Origin of the sequence: Brevibacterium zhoupengii (assembly GCF_021117425.1) — a bacterium.
Classification (GTDB): Bacteria; Actinomycetota; Actinomycetes; order Actinomycetales; family Brevibacteriaceae; genus Brevibacterium; species Brevibacterium zhoupengii.
The window spans coordinates 1,876,848-1,898,045 of the sequence record NZ_CP088298.1 but is presented as its reverse complement, the minus strand read 5'-3'; the positions used below and the strand labels follow the sequence as shown (position 1 = coordinate 1,898,045).

20 protein-coding genes are annotated in these 21,198 nt (G+C 62.4%); 10 read left to right on the top strand and 10 right to left on the bottom strand.

Going from position 1 to position 21,198, the window contains the following annotated elements:
- The first annotated feature begins 208 nt into the window (after nt 1-208).
- The 3 genes from glpX to LQ788_RS08525 all read left to right on the top strand — a co-directional run bounded on the left by glpX (nt 209) and on the right by LQ788_RS08525 (nt 3,522).
- Entirely contained in the window at nt 209-1,333 is a 1,125-nt protein-coding gene (gene glpX / locus LQ788_RS08535; protein ID WP_231446735.1) for a class II fructose-bisphosphatase, read from the top strand.
- A gap of 91 nt (nt 1,334-1,424) precedes the next feature.
- Entirely contained in the window at nt 1,425-2,051 is a 627-nt protein-coding gene (locus tag LQ788_RS08530) for a carbonic anhydrase (RefSeq protein WP_231446733.1), read from the top strand.
- Between the two features lie 67 nt (nt 2,052-2,118).
- A complete protein-coding gene (locus tag LQ788_RS08525; protein ID WP_231446731.1) occupies nt 2,119-3,522 on the top strand; it encodes a class II fumarate hydratase in 1,404 nt (467 codons plus the stop codon).
- Between the two features lie 232 nt (nt 3,523-3,754).
- Here the strand turns inward: LQ788_RS08525 and LQ788_RS08520 are convergent, their stop codons facing one another.
- Nucleotides 3,755-5,062, bottom strand: a complete 1,308-nt coding sequence (locus tag LQ788_RS08520; RefSeq protein ID WP_231446729.1) for a PhoH family protein — start codon at nt 5,060-5,062, stop codon at nt 3,755-3,757.
- A 177-nt stretch (nt 5,063-5,239) separates the two neighbouring features.
- Nucleotides 5,240-6,001 carry an isoprenyl transferase gene (locus LQ788_RS08515; protein WP_231446727.1) on the bottom strand — a complete coding sequence of 254 codons (762 nt, stop codon included), beginning with the start codon at nt 5,999-6,001 and terminating at the stop codon, nt 5,240-5,242.
- Between the two features lie 137 nt (nt 6,002-6,138).
- Here LQ788_RS08515 and trhA point away from each other — a divergent pair, with 137 nt between their 5' ends.
- Nucleotides 6,139-6,924, top strand: a complete 786-nt coding sequence (gene trhA / locus LQ788_RS08510) for a PAQR family membrane homeostasis protein TrhA (protein ID WP_231446725.1) — start codon at nt 6,139-6,141, stop codon at nt 6,922-6,924.
- A gap of 56 nt (nt 6,925-6,980) precedes the next feature.
- Here trhA and LQ788_RS08505 read toward each other — a convergent pair whose 3' ends face one another.
- Nucleotides 6,981-7,331, bottom strand: coding sequence for a hypothetical protein (locus LQ788_RS08505; RefSeq protein WP_231446716.1), 351 nt, complete (start codon nt 7,329-7,331; stop codon nt 6,981-6,983).
- Complete coding sequence (gene mca / locus LQ788_RS08500; protein WP_231446714.1) at nt 7,328-8,320, bottom strand: mycothiol conjugate amidase Mca; 993 nt, start codon at nt 8,318-8,320, stop codon at nt 7,328-7,330. Before mca ends, LQ788_RS08505 begins: the two co-directional genes overlap by 4 nt.
- A 124-nt stretch (nt 8,321-8,444) precedes the next feature.
- On the opposite strand from mca, the gene LQ788_RS08495 reads away from it, so the two are divergent.
- Together LQ788_RS08495 and greA are read left to right on the top strand one after the other, a co-directional pair.
- Nucleotides 8,445-8,870 carry a DUF4307 domain-containing protein gene (locus LQ788_RS08495; RefSeq protein ID WP_231446712.1) on the top strand — a complete coding sequence of 142 codons (426 nt, stop codon included), beginning with the start codon at nt 8,445-8,447 and terminating at the stop codon, nt 8,868-8,870.
- A gap of 210 nt (nt 8,871-9,080) precedes the next feature.
- Nucleotides 9,081-9,575: a transcription elongation factor GreA gene (greA, locus tag LQ788_RS08490; protein WP_231446711.1), complete on the top strand. Its 495-nt coding sequence runs from the start codon at nt 9,081-9,083 to the stop codon at nt 9,573-9,575.
- A 186-nt stretch (nt 9,576-9,761) separates the two neighbouring features.
- On the opposite strand, the gene LQ788_RS08485 is transcribed toward greA, so the two are convergent.
- A complete protein-coding gene (locus LQ788_RS08485; protein ID WP_231446709.1) occupies nt 9,762-11,117 on the bottom strand; it encodes an AI-2E family transporter in 1,356 nt (451 codons plus the stop codon).
- Between the two features lie 98 nt (nt 11,118-11,215).
- On the opposite strand from LQ788_RS08485, the gene LQ788_RS08480 reads away from it, so the two are divergent.
- The 3 genes from LQ788_RS08480 (at nt 11,216) to LQ788_RS08470 (ending at nt 14,805) form a co-directional block, all read left to right on the top strand.
- Nucleotides 11,216-12,208, top strand: a complete 993-nt coding sequence (locus LQ788_RS08480; protein ID WP_231446707.1) for an SGNH/GDSL hydrolase family protein — start codon at nt 11,216-11,218, stop codon at nt 12,206-12,208.
- Nucleotides 12,205-12,873, top strand: coding sequence for a Maf family protein (locus LQ788_RS08475; RefSeq protein WP_231446705.1), 669 nt, complete (start codon nt 12,205-12,207; stop codon nt 12,871-12,873). Before LQ788_RS08480 ends, LQ788_RS08475 begins: the two co-directional genes overlap by 4 nt.
- Nucleotides 12,874-12,996: 123 nt before the next feature.
- Nucleotides 12,997-14,805 (top strand): acetyl/propionyl/methylcrotonyl-CoA carboxylase subunit alpha, encoded by a 1,809-nt coding sequence (locus tag LQ788_RS08470; RefSeq protein WP_231446703.1) that lies wholly within the window; start codon nt 12,997-12,999, stop codon nt 14,803-14,805.
- 7 nt (nt 14,806-14,812) lie between these two features.
- Here the strand turns inward: LQ788_RS08470 and LQ788_RS08465 are convergent, their stop codons facing one another.
- From LQ788_RS08465 to LQ788_RS08450, 4 genes are all read right to left on the bottom strand, one after another.
- Nucleotides 14,813-16,102: an RNA polymerase sigma factor gene (locus LQ788_RS08465; protein ID WP_231446701.1), complete on the bottom strand. Its 1,290-nt coding sequence runs from the start codon at nt 16,100-16,102 to the stop codon at nt 14,813-14,815.
- On the bottom strand, nt 16,102-16,443 hold the full coding sequence (locus LQ788_RS08460; RefSeq protein ID WP_231446699.1) for a YciI family protein: 342 nt from the start codon (nt 16,441-16,443) through the stop codon (nt 16,102-16,104). The genes LQ788_RS08465 and LQ788_RS08460 overlap by 1 nt, the downstream gene beginning before the upstream one ends.
- Before the next feature lie 119 nt (nt 16,444-16,562).
- Nucleotides 16,563-17,981, bottom strand: a complete 1,419-nt coding sequence (locus LQ788_RS08455) for an NAD(P)H-quinone dehydrogenase (RefSeq protein ID WP_231446697.1) — start codon at nt 17,979-17,981, stop codon at nt 16,563-16,565.
- Between the two features lie 97 nt (nt 17,982-18,078).
- On the bottom strand, nt 18,079-18,633 hold the full coding sequence (locus LQ788_RS08450) for a gamma carbonic anhydrase family protein (RefSeq protein ID WP_231446695.1): 555 nt from the start codon (nt 18,631-18,633) through the stop codon (nt 18,079-18,081).
- A gap of 371 nt (nt 18,634-19,004) precedes the next feature.
- On the opposite strand from LQ788_RS08450, the gene LQ788_RS08445 reads away from it, so the two are divergent.
- Nucleotides 19,005-19,253 carry a WhiB family transcriptional regulator gene (locus LQ788_RS08445; RefSeq protein WP_009884680.1) on the top strand — a complete coding sequence of 83 codons (249 nt, stop codon included), beginning with the start codon at nt 19,005-19,007 and terminating at the stop codon, nt 19,251-19,253.
- A gap of 382 nt (nt 19,254-19,635) precedes the next feature.
- On the opposite strand, the gene LQ788_RS08440 is transcribed toward LQ788_RS08445, so the two are convergent.
- The gene (locus tag LQ788_RS08440; RefSeq protein ID WP_231447371.1) at nt 19,636-21,150 is read right to left on the bottom strand and encodes a sensor histidine kinase; all 1,515 of its coding nucleotides are present in this window, start codon (nt 21,148-21,150) and stop codon (nt 19,636-19,638) included.
- Nucleotides 21,151-21,198: the final 48 nt, after the last annotated feature.

The window sequence follows — 21,198 nt, the reverse complement described above, 5'->3', positions numbered from 1 at the left end:
GGCACTCCCCCGGGACCGGCATCCGCGCTTGTCACGGGCGCCTGCGATCCCACAGCGTAGGTATTGGATTGGGCATTCACATCGCTATTGTCCTCGTGGTTGCCGTCTAGGGCCAATCCTGGGCCGGCAAACATGATCGAGGACACAGGATGGGCGCGAAATCGTACCGATGTCGGAGCCGAACGTGCGGGGTGGCACAATTGGACTTATGAGTGACTCCAATGAATCTGCTGACGTGAAATCTCATCATGACCGAGGCCGTGTGGATGCCGAGGCTCCTCCCGTAGCTGTGACGGATGCCTGGTCCCAGAAAGCACAGGTCGGAGCCGACGCTCCCGACCGCAACCTCGCACTCGAACTCGTCAGAGTCACCGAGGCCGCCGCCATCGCGGCAGCGCCTTGGGTGGGCCGCGGCGACAAGATCGCTGCCGACGGTGCCGCTGTTGCCGCAATGCGCAATGTCATCTCGACTGTGCGCATGGCCGGGCGAGTCGTCATCGGCGAAGGTGAGAAGGACGAAGCACCGATGCTCTTCAACGGAGAGCAGGTCGGCGACGGCGGAGGCCCGCACTGCGATGTGGCCGTCGACCCGATCGACGGTACTCGTCTGACCGCTCTGGGGATGCCCAACGCGATTTCGGTCATGGCGGTCACCGAAGATGGTGCCATGTACGATCCATCGGCTGTCTTCTACATGGAGAAGCTCGTCACTGGTCCTGCTGCCGCCGACGCCGTCGACCTGCGCCTGCCTGTGGCAGAGAACATCCGCCGCGTCGCCAAGGGCAAAGGCACCAACGATCCGGCCTCTGTGACCGTGATGATTCTCGATCGCCCCCGCCACCAGACGATGATCGACGAGATCCGTGCCGCAGGTGCACGCATCCAGCTCATCACCGACGGTGATGTCGCCGGTGCCATCGCCGCCTGCCGCCCCGGAACCGGTGTCGACATGCTGATGGGAATCGGCGGCACACCTGAGGGCATCATCACTGCCTGCGCGATCAAGGCACTTGGCGGAGTCATCCAGGGCCGTCTGTGGCCACAGGACGATTCCGAGCGTGAGGCTGCAGCAGCAGCCGGGCTCGACATCGACAAGGTGCTCAACACCGATGACCTCGTCACCGGTGATAACAGCTACTTCGTGGCCACCGGCATCACCAACGGCGACCTGCTCGACGGTGTGAAATTCGACGGCGGACACGTCACCACTCACTCCCTGGTCATGCGTTCCAAGTCGGGCACAGTGCGATCCGTCTTCGCTGAGCATCAGGCAGCGAAGACCCACTCGTATGTTGAAGCCGCCGAAGAGGCAGCCCGCCGCGGACTCATCTGAGCCCACCCTCCGATCTCAATCCCGGTCACTGTCGAATACGGACACCGCCGATTCGATCCCTGGCCAGACAACCGGAAGTAGGATCCGACTGATGCCAAACGAGGCATGGAAACGTCTGCTCGAAGGCAATCATCGCTTCGTCGATGACGTCCCGCAGCACCCCAATCAGGACACTGCCCGTCGTGAGGCGCTGTCGAACAACCAGATGCCGTTCGTGACCCTCTTCGGCTGCTCGGATTCCCGAGTCGCAGCCGAGATGATCTTCGATGTCGGCCTCGGCGACATGTTCGTCGTGCGCAATGCAGGTCAGGTCGTCGATCCAGTGACCCTCGGTTCGCTGGAGTATGGCGTCGAGATTCTCGGCACTCCCCTGCTCGTCGTGCTCGGGCACGACAGCTGCGGTGCGGTGACAGCGGCGTACAACTCCTACGACTCCGGAGAGACTCCCCCCGGGTTCATCTCCGACGTCGTAGCCCGGCTCCTGCCCACAGTGGCCAGAGCTCGCAAGAACAACCGCACAACCGTCAATGAGACGGTCGCGCAGAACACCATGGACACGGTGGAGAAGATTATGCAGCTCTCGGCGATCATTGCACGCGCGGTCGATGAAGGTCGCCTGATCATCGTCGGTCTGACCTACCAGCTGCATGATGGCCGTACGACTGTCGTCGCACAACACGGCGGCGACGAGGATGCGGTCTCAACCCACCTCGCTTGACCACGGCTGCATCTGCGGCAGATACATAACGACGAACAGACCAGACATCATGTCAGAAAGGACAGCTATGAGCGAAGAATATCGCCTTGAACACGACACCATGGGAGAAGTGAAGGTTCCCAAAGATGCTCTGTACAGCGCACAGACACAGCGCGCCGTACAGAATTTCCCGATCTCGGGTAAGACTCTGGAGTCGGCACACATCGCCGCTTTGGCGCAGGTGAAGAAGGCAGCCGCGAAGGCCAACCTCGAGCTCGGAGTCCTCGACGCTGACCGAGCCGAAGCCATCAAGAACGCCGCCGATGCCGTCATCTCCGGTGAATATGATGCCCACTTCCCCATCGACGTGTTCCAGACCGGTTCGGGAACCTCTTCAAACATGAACACCAACGAGGTCCTCGCCTCTCTGGCGACCAAGGCCCTTGAATCCCAGGGCATCGACGTGCACCCCAACGACCACGTTAACGCTTCGCAGTCCTCGAACGACGTGTTCCCCACCTCGGTGCACGTCGCAGTGACCAAGGCTCTGGTCAACACGCTGATCCCGGCGATGGAGACACTGGCTTCCTCGCTCGAGAAGAAGGCGAAGGAATTCGCCCAGGTCGTCAAGTCGGGTCGCACCCACCTCATGGATGCCACCCCCGTGACCCTGGGACAGGAATTCGGCGGCTACGCGGCGCAGGTCCGCTACGGCATCGAACGCATTGAGGCATCCCTGCCTCGCGTGGCTGAAGTGCCCCAGGGCGGAACCGCCGTCGGCACCGGCATCAACACTCCCGCCGGGTTCTCTGCGCGCGTCGTCGAGATCCTCGCCGAGGAGACCGGTCTTCCCATCACCGAAGCACGCAACCACTTCGAAGCTCAGGCCAACCGTGACGGACTCATCGAAGCATCAGGCCAGCTGCGCACGATCGCCTACGGCTACATGAAGATCTGCAACGATCTGCGGTGGATGGGATCGGGACCGAATACCGGCCTCGGCGAAATCGCCATCCCCGACCTGCAGCCCGGTTCCTCGATCATGCCCGGCAAAGTCAACCCGGTCATCTGCGAGGCCACGATCCAGGTCGCCGCACAGGTCATCGGCAACGACACCACCGTTGCTCTGTCCTCGACCAACGGTGCCTTCGAGCTCAACGTCGGCATCCCCGTGATGGCCTCGAACCTGCTCGAATCCATCCGTCTGCTTGCGAACTCCTCGACCGTCATGGCCGAGAAGATGATCGACGGACTTCAGGCCAACGAAGAGCGCGCCCGCTTCCTCGCCGAGGCGAGCCCCTCCATCGTGACTCCGCTGAACAAGGTCATCGGCTACGAATCGGCGGCGAAGATCGCCAAGCACGCCGTGGCAAACAAAATGACCGTGAAGGAAGCCACGATTGACCTCGGCTTCGTCTCCGACGGTTCCATCACCGAGGCCGACCTCGACAAGGCACTCGACGTCACCACGATGATCGGCGACTACAAGTAAGTCTCACAGACTGCAAGTAGGTCACACTACGAGTAGGTCGCACAGCACAGGGGCCGGCTGCCAGGACAACATCCTGGCAGCCGGCCCCTTGCAATTACCTCATCGAACGCACACCGCAGCGTCGAGAGCAGACTCCCTGGAGTCACCCGCCAAGGCCACGGTCGCCCATCGACGTTGAAGTCGGCTCTCGACGACGCCGTTTCCACTCGAGTCCCCGGTGTGCACCGGGATCCTAGCTCCGGAAGGGATCGAACTCCTCGAGCACATCGGTGACCAAGGCTGCGATCTCGGAGCGCTCTGACCTGGTCAGCGTGACGTGTGCGAAGAGATCATGGCCCTTGAGCTTCTCGATCACCGCCGCGACGCCGTCGTGTCGGCCCACCCGCAGATTGTCACGCTGAGCCACATCGTGGGTCAGCACGACCTTCGAATTCATGCCGATGCGAGAGAGGACAGTCAGGAGCACATTGCGCTCCAACGACTGGGCCTCATCGACGATGACGAACGCATCATGGAGTGAACGTCCGCGAATATGAGTCAGCGGCAGGACTTCGAGCAGATCGCGGTTCATCACCTCTTCGATGACGTTCTTACTGACCAGAGCGCCGAGCGTGTCGAAGACCGCTTCAGCCCAGGGGTTCATCTTCTCCCCTTCGCTGCCGGGCAGAAAGCCCAGGCTCTGTCCGCCCACGGCATAGATTGGGCGGAAGACCATGATCTTCGAGTGTTTGTTCTCCTCCAGCACCTTCTGCAGCCCGGCCATGAGGGCGAGTGCGGACTTCCCCGTTCCGGCTCGACCTCCCAAGGACACGATGCCCAGGGCATCATCGAGAAGCATGTCGATGGCCACCCGCTGCTCAGCGGACCGGCCATGGACACCGAAGATGTCACGATCACCACGCACCAGCGACACACGCTTGCCCGACCTGACACGGCCGAGTGCAGAACCGCGAGGTGAGGTGATGACGACTCCAGTGTTGACCACCTCGTCGGCGACCGCCTCGGTGGTGGCCCAGCCTTCGTCGTAGAACTGGGACATCTCGTTCTCGTCCAGCGACAGTTCGCTCATTCCGGTGAAGCCGGAGTCGATGGCGAGCTCAGCCAGGTATTCCTCGGCGTGCAGGCCGAGCGCCGATGCTTTCACTCGCATCGGCACGTCTTTGGTCACAACCACCACGTCCTGGCCTTCGGCGGCCAGGTTCCGGGCGACCGCGAGGATTCGGGTGTCGTTCTCCGAGCGATCGAAACCGACCGGCATCGTCGTCGCATCGACGTGGTTGAGTTCGACCCGCAGGGTCCCACCGGCCTCGCCGACGGGAATCGGTTCATCGAGACGGTCGAATTCGGACCGGAAGTCGTCGAGGATGTGCAGTGCTTTTCGAGCGGTGAAGCCAAGTTCCGGATGATTGCGTTTGGCCTCAAGCTCGGAGACGACGACCAACGGAATGACGAGATGATGTTCTGCGAATCTCAGCAGTGCACCCGGGTCGGAGAGCAGCACCGAGGTGTCGAGAACGTATGTGTGGATATGTGCGGTCATGAGGACCCCTGTGGCGTGAGTACCGCCGAGATCCGAGTCCTGACATCCCCCGATCTCGGGTTGGTGTCGACCAACTACTGCCAACCTAACCCCGATCCGGGGCTGTGCGGGCAACGGCACGCGTGTTCGGGAGAGTCGCTGTCGTGAACTTCGGATGAACCGCGGGCGGCCCGGGGCCTATTTGCCGAAGCGGCGCTGGCGCAGGCCGTAGTCGCGGACTGCACGTAGGAAATCGGTGCGCCGGAAGTCTGGCCAGTAGGCCTCGCAGAAATAGAACTCAGAGTAGGCGCTTTGCCACATGAGGAACCCGGACAGTCTCTGCTCACCGGAGGAACGGATGATGAGATCAGGGTCCGGTTGGCCCTTGGTATAGAGATGTTCGCTGATCTGCTGTGGGGAGAGTTCGGAGATGATCGTCTCGAGGTCAGTTCCCTCGTCCGTGCGCAGGCGCAGCAGGGACTTCACCGCGTTGACGATCTCCTGTCGTCCGCCGTAACCGACTGCGACGTTGACGCGCATCTGGCAGTCCCCTTCCGAGGTGGCCGCCTCCAAACGTGCCCGCAGGCCCGGTGGCAGGATATCGAGGTCACCGACCAGCTTCACCCGCACTCCGTTGAGCGCTGCGATCTTCTCGACTAGGTCGGAGATGATCTCGATGAGAACTTCGACCTCTTCGGCGGATCTGGCGAGGTTCTCCTTGGACAGTACATAAAGCGTGACGATGTCGACATCGATCTCATCACACCAGCCGAGGAACTCGACGATCTTCTCGGCTCCGGCCCGGTGGCCGTCGGCGGTGGTGGCACCGAATTCCTTCGCCCAGCGCCTGTTGCCATCGGTGATCACACCCACGTGCCGCGGCACCGGCACGGACTTGTCCAGCTCGCGCAGGAGCCGCCGCTCGTAGAGTCGGTAGAGCAGGCTCACCGGTCGCGCCACGCTGACCTCTTTCACACTCGATTTCCGGTCGGTCCGACCACAATACACAGTACTATCCCGAACGGTCTTTCGTCGGCGGCAGTGTCTTCGAGCCTGCCACTGTTCGATCGTTCAGGTGGGGTCGATATCCTAGAACTATGAACACACCAGTCACTGAACCATCCTCATCCGGCTCCGACGAGCAGAGGACAGTCGACTCCACACCCGCCGCCCAGTCGCGCCCCGGCTACCCCGAGCACATTGCCCGCAGGCGCTCGGCACTGCGCCGTGAATTGGGCAAACTGGCCGGTCAGGTCAAGCCGAAGCTGCGTGGTTGGTTCCACGCAGCCGCTTTTCCTCTGGCGATGCTCGGCGGGCTGGCGCTGGTCATCATCTCCCCCACAATCGAGTCTCGGATCGCTGCCTCGATCTTCGCCATCACCGGCATGCTGCTCTTCGGGACTTCGGCCGTCTACCACCGGGGTCGGTGGCGGTCTCGAGCCCGGCTGATCCTGCGCCGTCTCGACCACGCAAACATCTTCCTCATCACCGCGGGCACCTATACACCCTTGGCGGTGCTGACTCTGCGGCCAGATCAGACGATTCTGCTCTTGTCCGTCCTCTGGGGCGCGGCGCTGTTAGGTGTCGCTTTCAGGACCATCTTCACCACCGCGCCGAGGTGGCTCTTCGTTCCCATCTACGTGGGCTTCGGGGTCGCCGGGGTCGGCTACATTCCCCAGATCTGGGCGAGCAACCCGGCGGTGGGCATCCTCGTCGTTGCCGGCGGCGTGTGCTATGTCGCCGGTGCGGTGATCTACGGAATCAAGAAGCCCAACCCGTCACCGAAATGGCTCGGCTTCCATGAGATCTTCCACATTCTCACGGTCGCGGGCTATGGCTGCCACCTCGCGGCGCTGCTCGTCGCCGCGGTGGCCGCCTACTAGACCTCTGACCAGCCGGCCTTGCCCACAAAGTCAGTCCTGCAAGCCACCTCAGCAGATCAGTCCTGCGCCCGCGCAGAATCACCCTGCGTCGGGTCTTCCACGTCGGGCTTCGGGTCCTCCGCGTCGGCCTGAGCCGGTGTCGATGTCTCTTCATCCGCGGCCGGTGCCGACTCGCCGGACAGCTTCGACTGGTTGGGCACCGCATGCTTGCGCATCGGGATCGGATACGCATCATCGGCCTGAGCCCGCGCACGCACGCGGCGAACCCTGCGAAGAGCGTCGCGGATCAGGAAGATCACGAAGATCACGATCACCAATGTCGACAGGAAGCCGATCGTGCCGGGAGTCACCAGGTCAGGATCGGGGGCTCCGCTGGGCGTCGCGTCCTGTGCTGCGGCCAGAATCATGCACTTTCACCTGTCGCTTCATTGTCTTCGTCTTCGTCCGGTGATGCCGGCAACATGCCCTCGGCGGGCACCTTGCGTCCATCGTCCAAGGTCACCGAGGCGAAAAGGTCGGTCTCCTGGAAGTCTACGCCGGGCGTCAGAGCAGTCCGTCCCGTGTTGTCCACAGCGAGTTCGAACTCCTCCGTGGGCCAGTAGGTCCGCGCGGCCTTTCGCGATGCCGAGAAGAACCCGCCCTCCGGGTCGATCTGGGTGGCGTGGGACAGCAGTGCTCGATCACGCGAGGGGAAGAACTCTGCGCAGTCGATCGTTGTGCTCAGCCAGTTGACCCGCTGGGCATCGCGCTTCTTGAAGTCCTCGATGTGGTCGGCGAAAGGAGACTCGAGGCCTGCCTCCGTCATCTTCTCGTGGATGGTCACCCACTTCTTTGCGGACAGGTCCTGGTTGTAATAGACCTTCTCCACCTGCCAGGGTTCGCCGAGCTCAGGGTTCTGGCCCGCGTCCGCAGCAGCGGCGACTGCCGCCATTGTCACTGCGTGGTTCTTGATGTGGTCGGGGTGAGGGTAGCCGCCCAGTTCGTCGTAGGTCGTGACAACCTGGGGGCGGAAGGTGCGGATGATGTGCACCAGGGGCAGCATGGCCACCTCGTCGGGGACACGGTAGAAGCATCCGGGAGGGGTCTGATTGTCGAAGTCGCCATCGGGCAGACCGGAGTCGACGTGTCCGACCCACACGTGTTCGGCGCCCAGCGCGGCTGCGGCTGTGGCCATCTCCTCACGTCGCAGACCTGCGATGTCACGGCTGGCCTTCGGGCTCTGCAGCAGGGCCGGGTTGAGGATGTCTCCGGCTTCGCCACCGGTCATGCTGGCGATGAGGACTCGGGCTCCCAACGAGGCGTACTTCGCGCTCGTCGCCGCACCTTTCGAGGATTCGTCGTCAGGATGGGCATGGACCGTCAGCAGACGCAGTCCATGGTACGGAAGCGAAGTCATGTTTGGAGTATCCCTTTCGAATCAGCCTGGTGACGTTCCGATTCCTGCACGATGGCTGAAAAGATCACAGGAGACGGATCGACTACTCTAGATTAGTGCGCAATGTTCGTAGATGAGGAATTCAATGACTGAGGTAACAGTGGAAAAACCACTGCAAGATGATCGCTACGGCCGCGTCCGGGAACCCAAGCGGCGTCTCGGAAGAACGGCTAAGATCATCGCCGCAGTCATCGTCACTGCCCTGATCATCGCGATTGCTTTCGTGGCGTTTCGTCCACAGACCACTCCCACGACTCCCAGGACTCTTGACTATTCAGTTGTCGACTCTGCTTTAACACAGGTCACAGTGGCAATATTTCCTGACCAGGATCGGGATGTGCACTGCATCGTGCAGGCGACGAATGAGTACGAAGCCATCGTCGGCTTCACGGAAGTCAGGGTCCCTGCCGATCCCAACGCCGATCCCAACTCGCCCCGGCAGATGGACATCGATCTGGCCACGACACAGTTCGCCTCCTCTGGCCACGTCGATTCCTGCTGGTTCGAATAGCCCTGCTGGTTCGAGCAACTCCACCGATATGGCTCGGATCTGCCCCGACTGCACCCTCTACAACAGCTGTATACACGCGTGACGGAGATCATCGTTTTCGCCTGCAGATGCGTTAGACTGTAGTTTCATTCAACATCCGGGCGTACCCAACGCCCGGTTTTTCGTTGCCTGACGCGCCTGTCAGTGCACCGAACCGAAGAAGGAGAAGTCATGACCGAGGATGTCACCCAGGAAGAAACATGGTTGACTCAGGAAGCCTTCGACCGCCTGTCGCAGGAACTTGAACACCTCTCCGGACCGGGACGTGCAGAGATTGCTGAAAAGATCGAAGCCGCCCGCGACGAGGGTGACTTGAAGGAGAACGGCGGCTACCACGCGGCGCGCGAGGAGCAGGGCAAGCAGGAGGCACGCATTCGCCAGCTCGAGCTGCTCCTGCAGTCTGCAAAGGTCGGATCCAGCGAAAGCGACGGCAAGACCGTGTCCCCCGGTTCCGTCGTCACCGCAAAGGTCGCCGGAAACGACATGCGTTTCCTGCTGGGCAGCCGTGAGATCGCCGGCGATTCTGATATCGATGTGTTCTCAGAGAAGTCCCCGCTGGGCGCTGCGGTGCTCGGTGTGGCCATCGGCGGCAAGAGCAGCTACGAGGCCCCCAACGGCAAGGAGATCACGGTCGAGGTCAAGAACATCGAACCGTTCTCCGGCTGATCGAACTGCCTCGATCGGGGCGCAGCCGAGAGCAGCATAGAGAAGTGGGCGGGTGATGATCACCCGCCCACTTCTCTATTCACTCTGCTTCTGCACTCACCGTGCAATTCTGCTGGCCCTGCACCCTCACTGGCCAGCCAGCCGAGTCCGACCGCACGCAGCCGCGGTCAGCGCTCGCCGATCCGATCATTCGCGCCGGCTGGCCCCATTGGGAGTTTCGTTCGCGGATGTCTCCTCTGCAGCGTCGTGGATGGCGGTATTGAGCTTGTCCTTGGCCCGTTCCAACACGACTGCGGCCTCGTCTCCTTCGCCGTCTGGGTTCTCCGGTTTCTTCGCCCGGACGATGTACGTCACGACCGTATTGAGGACGGCGACCAGAGGAACCGCGAACAGTGCACCGACGATTCCGAACAGGAAGCCACCGGCGGTCACTGCAAGGATGACTGCCAACGGGTGGACGGACACGGCTTTGCCCATGAGGAACGGCTGCAGGATCTGGCTTTCGATCTGCTGTACGGCGAGGACCACGGCCAGCATGATGAGGGCGCTGACCGGTCCGCTTGAGACCAGCGCGACCAGCACGGCCACGACGCCCGAGGCGATCGCACCGACGACGGGGACGAACGAGGCCAGGAACACGAGCACCGTCATCGGAATGACCAGCGGAATCCCCAAGAACGCCGCACCGATGCCGATGCCGATGGCGTCGACTCCGGCCACGAGGACCTGGACACGCACGTACTGGACGAGTGTGGTCCAGCCCCGCTCCGAAGCTCCGGTGGCAACGGGCTGCGCCGGCAGCGGCAGCAGACGCATCACCCAACGGAAGATCTTCTCTCCGTCATAGAGGAAGAAGAACGTCGCGAAAAGGCACACGGCGGCACCGGTGAGGAATGTGCCGACCGATGACGTCGCCTGCCACGCGCCGCCGAGCAGCTGGGAGCTGTTGTTCTGGAAGAAGCTCGTCGCCGCATCAAGCGAGTCGTCAATATAGCTCGAGACCGTCGAAGCATCGAGACCGAAGGGTCTGCTGGCCAACCAATTGCTGATTCCGGAGAACCCGGTGATGACCTGATCGACGAGGTCCGGCATACCTGAGTAGATCTGCTGGCCGACCAGGGTGAAGAGTCCGGAGACGACGACGATGAAACCGATGAAGGCGATGAGTGCGGCTGCAACTCGGGGCAACCCCTTCCTCACCATCCAATTGGTGAACGGTGCCAGGAGCGCGGTGAGCAGGAGGGCGATGAGCACCGGCAAGACGACACTGGAGATCTTCGCCAGCAGCCAGAACGCGACTCCGATAGCGATGAGCACGACAAGTGAACGCCAGGACCATGCTGCAGCGAGCTTGAGCCCCGGAGCCACATATGGAACCGCTTCGGCTTCGATTCGGCTGTGAGCGATCTCCTCTGCGCTGATGTCCTGCACACGCGAAGCCTGCTCGGTTGGCTGAGATCGTCCGTTGTCTCGACCCTTGCGGAACGCGTGCCAGGCCCCACGGATCCGATTCGGGGATTGCTTCTTCTCATTGTCAGACATAACTCAACAATAGTTGTTGGGAGCTTGTGGGAAGTGCAATGATGACGGTTAAAGGAGGGAATTTCGTGGGAAAACGCATGTTATACACTCTGGCCACCATGACAGGCACGGCCGTGGGTGTCGGAGCATCGGCCGTCGGTCTCCTCCGTCGTCAGGCGGGTTCGCTCCGCAGAGCGTTCGACGAAGACGCACAGCGCACCTATTCCACCTTCGCCGAGGCGGTCGCTCCCCCACGCAACTACGATGACGAAGATTCCGCCGCGTTGGCGATCATCGGCGATTCCTGGCTCTGCGGAATCGATGTCGATGACCCGGCGCTGGCTCCCCCGAACCTCATCGCCCGGGGCCTGGGCCGCATCCTCGGGACGACTGTCCGGGTCCAATCGACAGCACGACCATCGGCCCTGTCTGAGGACCTGCCGCGCCAAGTCGATGAGATCCTGCGTTCCGCCTGGCTCTCACGTCAGCTCTCTGAGTCTTGGACCGCGCAGCGTCGATTCGCGATCATCTCCATCGGCACCGGCGACATCATCCACCCGATCCACGGCACCATCGGCATCCCCGTGCTCACTCAGGCGATCAATCGACTGCAGAGAGAGGGCAGGTACACCGTCTTCGTTCTGGTGTGTCCCAACCTCGGCGGTCTTCCCGGTCTGCGCGATCCCCTCAAGACCTCGCTGCGGCGAACCTCGCGTGTGCTTGCCGGCTCACAATGGCTGGCCGCGCTCTCAGCCCGCGCCACCCCGCTGCGAGCCACCGGTTCGCTGAGCGGGACCACACGGAGATCGCTGCTCAACGAGTCCGGACGCTTCCCCAGCACTTTGGGATACGCCCAGCTGTCCTCGACCGTTCTCGCTGCGATCGCTGATCGCATCGAGGCTCCCATCGACGTCGACCGCAGTCTCGACATCCCAGAGAAGGGCGAAGGCGCACGCCGGCCCACGCCGGAGACAGAAACTCAGACTGAGCCGGAGACTGCACCTGAGGCAGAGCTCGCCGCACCCGCAGACGGGCCTGCGGTACCGGCGAGAGTCGTCGCAGATTCTGATCCAGGTTTCGATCGGGCCCTCGCTTCCGAGGATGCTTCGTGATCCCTGTCATTCTGGCCTCGCAGTCACCGTCTCGTCGCCAGATCCTCACCGCATCGGGAATCGACCCGATCGTCATCGTCTCCGAGGTCGACGAGCCCGCCCTCGAAGCCGCATTCGTCGGCACGGTCGCAGATCTCACCACGACGCTGTCCGAGGCCAAGGCACGAGCCGTCGTCGACCGTGTGCTCGCCACTTCGCCTGACCAGCTGGCCACAGCCGATACCGCGGTGATCATCGCCGGGGATTCACTGCTCGAACATGATGGCCAGGCAATCGGCAAACCCGGAACTGCTCAGCGCACGCGTGAGGTGTGGGCCGACATCGCGGGAGCCTGGACTGCTCTGCACACGGGACACACCGTTGCTGTGCTCAGGCGCACCGGCACCTCGGCGGCCGCCTTTGAGCTCGATGACCTCCGCTCGAAACGGTCGACGACTTCGGTGCTCATCGGCGAACCCACTCCGGAGGAACTCGACGCCTACATCGCCACCGAGGAGCCTTTCCATGTGGCCGGCGCACTGACCATCGACGGCTACGGCGGGGCCTTTGTCAAGAGTCTTGCCGGTGACCATCTCACCGTGCTCGGTCTCAGCCTCCCAGCAGTCCGTGATTTGGTCCGCGACGCGGGCCTGTTCTGGCCCGATCTCTGGTCTCCGCGAGAGTAGAATCGCTGAGGGCAGACGGACACGCCCGATGTCATTGAAGTTTTCGGCCGAACTTTTTATCTGTGTCCTACAAACGCTTGGTGTCGATCTCTAAATTGTTCTGTGATCGTACAAAGGAGCGTCATGACCACAGTTCTCCCCGAACAGTCGACCGCACAGCTGCACACCGATGTCCCCACTGCTGCAGTGCGCCGCGTTCTCATCGCCAATCGCGGTGAGATTGCTCTGCGCATCATCCGGGCCGCTCATGACCTCGGTGTCAAGGCCATCGCCGTGTACACCCGTGCAGACTCGGACGCTGACTTCGTGCATCTGGCTGACGATGCCTGGCTGCTCGACGGGGCCGGTCCCGGGGAGACCTATCTCGACATCGAGAAGATCCTTGCCCTGGCCAAACGCTCTGGCGCCGATGCGATCCACCCCGGCTACGGCTATCTGGCCGAGAATGCACTGTTCGCTCAGGCTGTCATCGACGCCGGTCTGACGTGGATCGGCCCTCCCCCGGCGGCGATCGAACTCCTCGGCGACAAGTCCGGTGCTCGCGAGGTCGCAGAGGCCGTCTCTGCTCCCGTCGCACCCGGCTCCGACGGTGCCGTTGTAGATCTGGCAGAGGCCGCCGAGGTAGCGCAGCGGATCGGTTATCCGATCGTCATCAAGGCCGTCCATGGCGGCGGCGGGCGCGGTTTCCGTGCCTGTGCCACTGCTGCGGACCTCGAAACCGCCTACACCGCAGCCACGCGTGAGGCGCTCGGTGCCTTCGGCCGCGGAGAATGCCTCATCGAGAAGCAGATCGTGCGCCCACGCCACATCGAAACCCAGTGCCTGGCCGATGCCCATGGCAATGTGCAGGTCCTCTCGACTCGCGACTGCACTCTGCAGCGCCGCAACCAGAAGATCGTCGAAGAGGCCCCGGCTCCATTCCTCGACGCCGACCAGGAAAGTCTCGTCACCGAGGCTTCCATCCGCGTGCTCGCCCATGTCGGCTATGTGGGGGCAGCTACGTGCGAGTTCCTGCTCGGCACCGACGGCACGATCATCTTCATGGAAGCCAACGCACGGATCCAGGTCGAGCACACTGTGACCGAGGAGGTCACAGGTGTTGACCTCGTCGCTTGGCAGCTGCGCATCGCCTCGGGTGAGCACCTGCCCGAGTCATTCCCCCAGGTCCGTGGGCACTCGATCCAGTTCCGGATCAATGCCGAGGACCCCACGACGTACTTCCCCGCCACCGGCACGGTGAAGAACCACCGAGCTCCGGCCGGGCCGGGCGTGCGCTTGGACTCAGGCATCGGAGAAGGCAGCGTCGTCGGCACGGACTTCGATCCGATGCTGGCAAAGCTCATCATCACTGGAGCCGACAGGAACCAGGCATTGGCGCGGGCACGACGGGCATTGGACGAGTACCGCATCGAGGGAGTGTCCACTCTGCTCCCTCTGCACCGCGTCCTCGTCGCAGACAAGGCCTTCGCCCAAGACTTCGAGGTCTGGACCAATTGGCTCGAGACTGCATTCGTCAATCCACTCGCCGACCCACAACTAGGAGAACAGATGAGTACAGCAACCGACAGTTTCAGCGTTGTGGTCGAAGTCGATGGGCGACGGATGACCGTCTCAGTTCCCAAGGACGTCATCTCCGACCTCGGACATGTCCCCAGCCCGAGTGTCCCGCGCCGCAAACGCAGCCTCAGCCGCAAGGGAGCGCAGCTGGCCGACGATTCGAACTCACTCAATGCGCCCATGCAGGGCACGATCGTTTCCGTGTCCGTCGCAGCCGGTGACACCGTCGAGGCAGGCGATACTCTGGCCGTCATCGAAGCGATGAAGATGGAGCAGCCGCTCAAGGCCGGTCATTCCGGCACCATCTCCGAGGTGCTTGTCGACACCGGAGTCTCGGTGAGGTCGGGCGAGCCGATTATCCGTTTCGCCGCCTGAGAGCGTCTCAGGCGAGCAGACCCCTGATCTGATCCTCGATGTAGTCCGACTCGGCATCGTTTCCCGGGCAGGTCAGTGCCATCCTGAAGGCGTGCTCTGCCTGCTCGGGCTTGCCTGCCTCTCTCAGAGTGAGGGCATGTGCGATGTGGAAAGGCCGGTAGTCGGCCAGTCCCGGATCCGCTGCCAGTTCCTCGAGCGCGTTGAGCCCGTCCTCCGGTCCGTTCGCCTTGCCCACGGCCACCGCTCGATTCAGCGCCACCACGGGGCCGGGTTCCAGTCTGGAGAGGATGCCGTAGAGGACGAGAATCTGGTTCCAGTCGGTCTCCGAATAGGTGACGGCCTCGGCATGGAGCGCCGCAATCGTTGCCTGCACGGTGTAGGGCCCTGCTTCCGGCTCACCTGCAGCAGTCTGAGCTAGGCTCAGGCCCTCAGCGATGAGCCGCGAATCCCACAGCCCACGATCCTGCTCGGCCAGTGGCACAGGTAGTCCGGCCTGGTCAGTCCGCGCCCCGGCTCGTGAACCGGTGAGCAGCAGGAGTGAGAGCAGGCCCCTGGCCTCGGTCTCCTGCGGCAGCAGCCTCACGAGCAGTCTCGCCAGTGTGATTGCCTCTTGCTGCAGATCGGTTCGACTGTGTGCAGTGCCGGTCGTCGGTACATAGCCTTGGGTGAAGATGAGATAGACGACGCGCAGCACTCCGGGCAGGCGCTCATGCAGGTGGTCCGCTGTGGGCCTGCCGAAGGGAATTCCGGTAGTGGTGATGCGCTTCTTGGCCCTCACGATCCGCTGCTGCATCGTCGTCGTGTCCACGAGGAACACCGCGGCCACCTCGGCGGTGCTCAGACCGGCCAGGAAACGCAGGATGAGGGCGATCTTCTCGCGTTCCTTCAACGTCGGATGCGAGCAGGTGAAGAACAGGCCCAGCCTCTCGTCGGGGATGTTCGCCGTGCTCAGCTCCTCGTCGAGGTCGGCCGGGTGGGCACGATGATCGCCTTCGTCGATCTCGGATTCGATTCTGAGTGCGGCAAGTCGGCGCGCCTTCACCGCATCGGATCGGATGATGTCGAGTGCTCGATTCTTCGCAGCCGTCATCAGCCATGCCTGCGGATTCCGCGGCACACCTCGTCGGGTCCATGTCTCCAGAGCCCGCACCATGGCCTCTTGCAGAGCGTCCTCGGCCAAGTCGAGATCGTGAAAACGTGTGGCCAGACCTGCCAGCAGCCGCCCGCGATCCTCGACACCGCTGGTGTGGAGGACCTGGGCGACCGCCGAGGGTTCGGCGCGATCTGCCGAAGCCATCAGTAGTCTGCGAGTGGCCGTATTTCGATGTGGCCGAGGGAGGACCCTGGGCTCTTCTCTGCCCAGGCAATCGCCTCATCGATGTCGGCGACCTCGATGACGTAGCTGCCGCCGACGAATTCCCCGCTTTCGGCGAAAGGACCCGAGGTCACCACCGTCTCTGCGTCCTGGGTGCTCACGCGCACCCCGGTCTCGGGGCCTTCGAGGGCGAATCCGCCGACAACGATTCCCGCCGCGTTGATCTCCTCGTCGAAGGCCATGAACTCGCTGGGGTCGGGCCCCTCATCGGTACCGCATTCGGCATCGGCGGCATTTCCCATGAGCAGAAGTACGTACTTCATTTCTCTCTCCTTACCTCGAATGTGCGTCAACGGGAGCTGAGCACGTCAGGCGAAGGCACCTGACACCATACTGACGGTTGAGGCACTCCGATATCGACAGTTCGGAGAGAGAAATCTTTCTACAGGTGACGGTGCAGCTGGCGTGAGGCCTCGGTCAGGGACCCGCTCACGGACGGGTAGACGACGAACGAGGCTGAAAGCTGATCGACTGTCAGACGGTTCTCCACAGCCATGGTGATCGGAAGAATGAGCTCACTGGCACGAGGACCGACGACGACTCCACCGAGAATCGAACCCGAACCTCGGCGGGCGAAGAGCTTGACGAACCCGTCCTTGATGCCCAGCATCTTCGCACGGGGATTCGTGTCCAGAGGCAGCATCACCGTGTCGATGTCAGTCGAGTTCTCGCGGTAGTCGGACTGGGTGAAGCCGACGGTCGCGATCTCGGGTGCGGTGAACACGTTTGATGCGACGTGGCGAATCTTCAGCGGCTGCACGGCATCGCCGAGGGCATGGAACATCGCAATCCGGCCCTGCATCGCCGCGACAGATGCCAGCGGAAGCACGCCGGTGCAGTCTCCTGCCGCGTAGACCCCGGAGCGGGACGTGCGCGAGACGCCGTCGACCTTGATATGCCCGGACTCGCTGACCTTGACCTTGGCGGTGTTCAGCCCCAGGCCCTCGGTGTTCGGGATCGAACCGACCGCCATCAGGCAGTGTGAGCCTTCCACTCGTCGCCCATCAGACAGTGTCACCTCGACACCGTCGCCTGTGCGCTTGACCGAGTCGGCTCGCGACCGAGACAGAACGTTCATGCCCTTATTGCGGAAGACGTATTCCAGCACGTCGGCAGCGTCCTCGTCCTGACCAGGCAGCACCTTCTCACGAGAGGAGACCAGGGTGACCTTCGTTCCCAACGCACGGTAGGCCGACGCGAATTCGGCACCGGTGACACCGGAACCGACGACAATGAGGTGCTCCGGCAGCTCATCGAGGTCGTAGAGCTGGGTCCAGGTGAGAATTCGTACTCCATCCGGCTTCGCCGAATCGAGTTCACGGGGGTGGGAACCCACCGACAGCAGGATCGTCGAGGCTTCGAGCGTGTATTCGGTACCGCCTTCTTCGACGACAGCGACGTGGTCACGATCGGCCAGGGTCGCGGTGCCCTGAATCACCTTGACGCCGGCCCGGACCAAGGCTTCGTAGATGTCGTTGGCCTGCGCGTCGGCCAGGGACAGGATGCGCTTGTTGACGGCCTTGAGGTCTGCGATGACCGTGTCGCCGTCATCGCCCTCGCTGTCGTAGATGCGGATGCCCAGACTCTCGGACCGGGCGATCTCCTCCATCATCTCCGCTGTGGCGATGAGTGACTTTGAGGGGACGACGTCGGTGAGGACGGCGGCCCCACCGCAGCGGTTGCGCTCGATGAGCATCACGTCCGCGCCCAATTGTGCGGCAACCAGTGCGGCTTCGTATCCGCCCGGGCCACCGCCGATGATGACGACTCGATCTGCAGTGGATTCAAATTCAGTGTTCACAGAGCAATTCTCTCAAATAGCGGACGGCAGGGCGAATGGACGCTTCGGCTCGGATCATACCGAGACCATCGGGACACCGGTGACCGAGCGAGGCACCTCAGAGTTCGTCAAGCACCTCGGCGGTATCCCGGTGGAGCGCGGACAGGCGCAGGTAGGACTGTGCGTTCTGGCGCACCTTCTCCACACCGTCGTCGGTCATCTCCCGGCGCACCTTGGCCGGAACTCCTGCAACCAGGGATCGAGGTGGGATCTCTGTTCCTTCGAGGACGATTGCACCCGCTGCGACCAGCGATTCGGTTCCTACGTGGGCGTCGTTGAGAACGGTGGCGTGCATGCCGATGAGGACGTCGTCGTCGACGATCGCCCCATGGACGAGGGCCTGGTGGCCGATGGAGACTCGTGAGCCGATGACGACGGGTTTGCCCTCGTCGGTGTGCATGACAGTGTTGTCTTGGACATTCGAGTCCTCGCCGATGGTGATCGGAGCGGCCTCGGCACGGAGCACACAGCCGTAGAAGACGCTGGCGCCCTTCAGCACTCTGACGTCCCCGACGAGGGTGGCGCCGGCGGCGATGAAAGCACCGGGATCAACCTGAGGGGTGTGACCGCCGACCGAGATGATGCGTGCGTGGGAAAGGTTGTCCGTTGTCATGAGTCCTCCATTGGTTCACGGTGCGATTCGGTTCTCGGAGACGACTGGTCCCGACCTCGTTCGGATCTCCTCACCGAGGTGACCAGTCGTTTCATCGTCAGTCTAGCCGTGAACATGAGCCTCCTGAGAGCTGGGCCGCGCTAGATTGCGATTGTGTGCTGGCGACCGCCGGAGGGACAGTTCGGACGAATAGTGGACGAATTTGCGTCCAGAGCCCCATAGCAGGACAATGAACAAAATATTTGTCAGAAATTTCACACTGCATTACCCTTGTGTGCCCAAAACGGTTATGTGAACCTTGGGTAAGAGAGTTGCGCGCCTGGAATTTGGGTGTCGTACACCGCGTTCACTTAATTCGTCGAAAGGTCACCATGGATTGGCGACATCGTGCAGCATGCCTCAATGAGGATCCGGAACTGTTCTTCCCGATCGGAAACACCGGACCCGCCCTGCTCCAGATCGAAGAGGCTAAGACTGTATGCCGCCGCTGTGAAGTAGTCGAGACCTGCCTGCAGTGGGCTCTGGAATCCGGTCAGGATGCCGGTGTCTGGGGCGGTCTCAGTGAAGACGAGCGTCGCGCGCTCAAGCGTCGCGCCGCACGTGCCCGCCGCGCTGGCTGAGTCCCTCGGCGACCGAAGTCGGTCGATTGCAATTTGAGTCCCTTGCTCGGAATACGAGATCTTCGCATTCTGAGCAAGGGACTCAATTGTTTCTGCACATGAGCTCGCTCAAACTTGCCAGTACGAATCTATCTGCACACGATTGTGCCTGCACACGAATTTGTCTGCACACCTCGCAGCTGCTCGAGCCACAGTCCGTTCTCCATCTCGTTGCGCGTATTTCATACCTTTGGCACTTATTCACCCCGATGGTGGCAACTCAGACTGTCGCTGACTCATCCCGCACCGTTAGTGCCTAATCCGCTCTTTGCACGGAGTTGAATTGCGAATAGATGTAGGCGATACGCGGATCAGCGACGAACACGCGAGCCAAGCAGCGGGCTCAGTCGTAGGAGTCGGCCCTCAAAGGCACGTCGAGGATGGCCACGGTTCCGCCGCCCTCTCGTTCCTGCCATTGGATCGATCCGGCGAGATCGGCAGACACCAGAGTCTTGACGATCTGGGTGCCCAGTCCGTTGCCTGGGCTGTGGTCATCGCCCAGGCCAACTCCGTCGTCGGCGATGGTGACATGCAGATGATCACCTTCGCGTTCCGGTGTCACCCACACGTGGCCGTTGAGCGTCTCGCCCGGGGCGAGGCTCTCCTGCTTTGCGACCGGGAAGCCGTGTTCGATCGCGTTTGTGATCAGCTCGGTGATCGCCAAGGCCAGCGAGGTGGCATCGGCGGAGGAGATCGTGCCGAAGCTCCCGCAGCGTTTGAGACTGATCTGGACAAGAGGACTTGTCAGCTCAGGGGTCAGCCGCAGCCCCTTGTCAACGACTTCGTCGAAGTCCACTTCTGATTCGACGCCCTGGCTGAGCACATCATGGACGACGGCGATGATCGAGACTCGGCGCATCGCCTCCGTCAGAGCACCCTTGGCCTCGGGGCTGTCGATCCGACGAGTCTGCAGACGCAGCAGTGCCGAAACGGTCTGCAGGTTGTTCTTGACCCGATGGTGCATCTCTTTGATCATCGCATCGCGTGAGAGCAGTTCTCGCTTGCGTCGTCTGATCTCCGAGACATCTCGGGCCAGGACGATCGCGCCGGTCCGCGTGCCGTCATCAGTCAGTGGGATCGCCCGCAGCGACACACTCGTCCGACCGACCTCGAGTTCGGTCCGCCAGGGGGCACGACCGGTGAGCACGAGTGGAAGCGTCTCATCGACCTGACGCAGCTCTGTGCTCAGACTCGAGACCACCTCGGCGAGGTAGTCCCCTTCTATCTCACCGCGGTGGCCCAGACGGTGCACGAGTGAGACCGCGTTCGGGGAGGCGTATTGGACGTGGGAGTCACGATCAAGGATGAAGATGCCGTCTCCGACGCGTGGTTCGCCATGCCGGGCTCCGCTGGGAGCCTCACGGTCGGGAAACGCGCCCTGCGCGATCATAGTCAGCAACGACATCGCGGACTGTGTGTAGAACTTCTCCAGACGTGACGAACCGCGGCGACGAACCTCCTCGGAGTAGCGGACCATGATGGCGATCGTCACTCCCCCGCGGACCAGGGGCACCGCCTCGGCGGAGACTTCTGTGTCATCGGTGCCGGCATTGACGCCCAGGGATTTCGCCTGCGCCACCTTCGTCACCAGCTCATGTGAGCTCGTCGCCGTGTCCAGGAGATCCCGTTCGAGTCCGGTGGCTCGGGCTCCGATGAGGTCGCGATTGAACAGGGTCGCGCCGGTGGTCGGACGCGAATGCGCCACCACCGTGTAGGCCCCGCTGGCCGAGGGCACCCACAGCACGAGATCGGCAAAGGACAGGTCGGCGATGAGCTGCCAGTCCCCCACCAACAGGTGGATGTGTTCGACATCGGTTTCGTCGGTGATGCCTTCGGCGGCCAGGAGTTCGTTGAGCACTGTGTTCTTCTTCCGGGTGGGCAACGGCACAGGCCGATGATGGCGGCA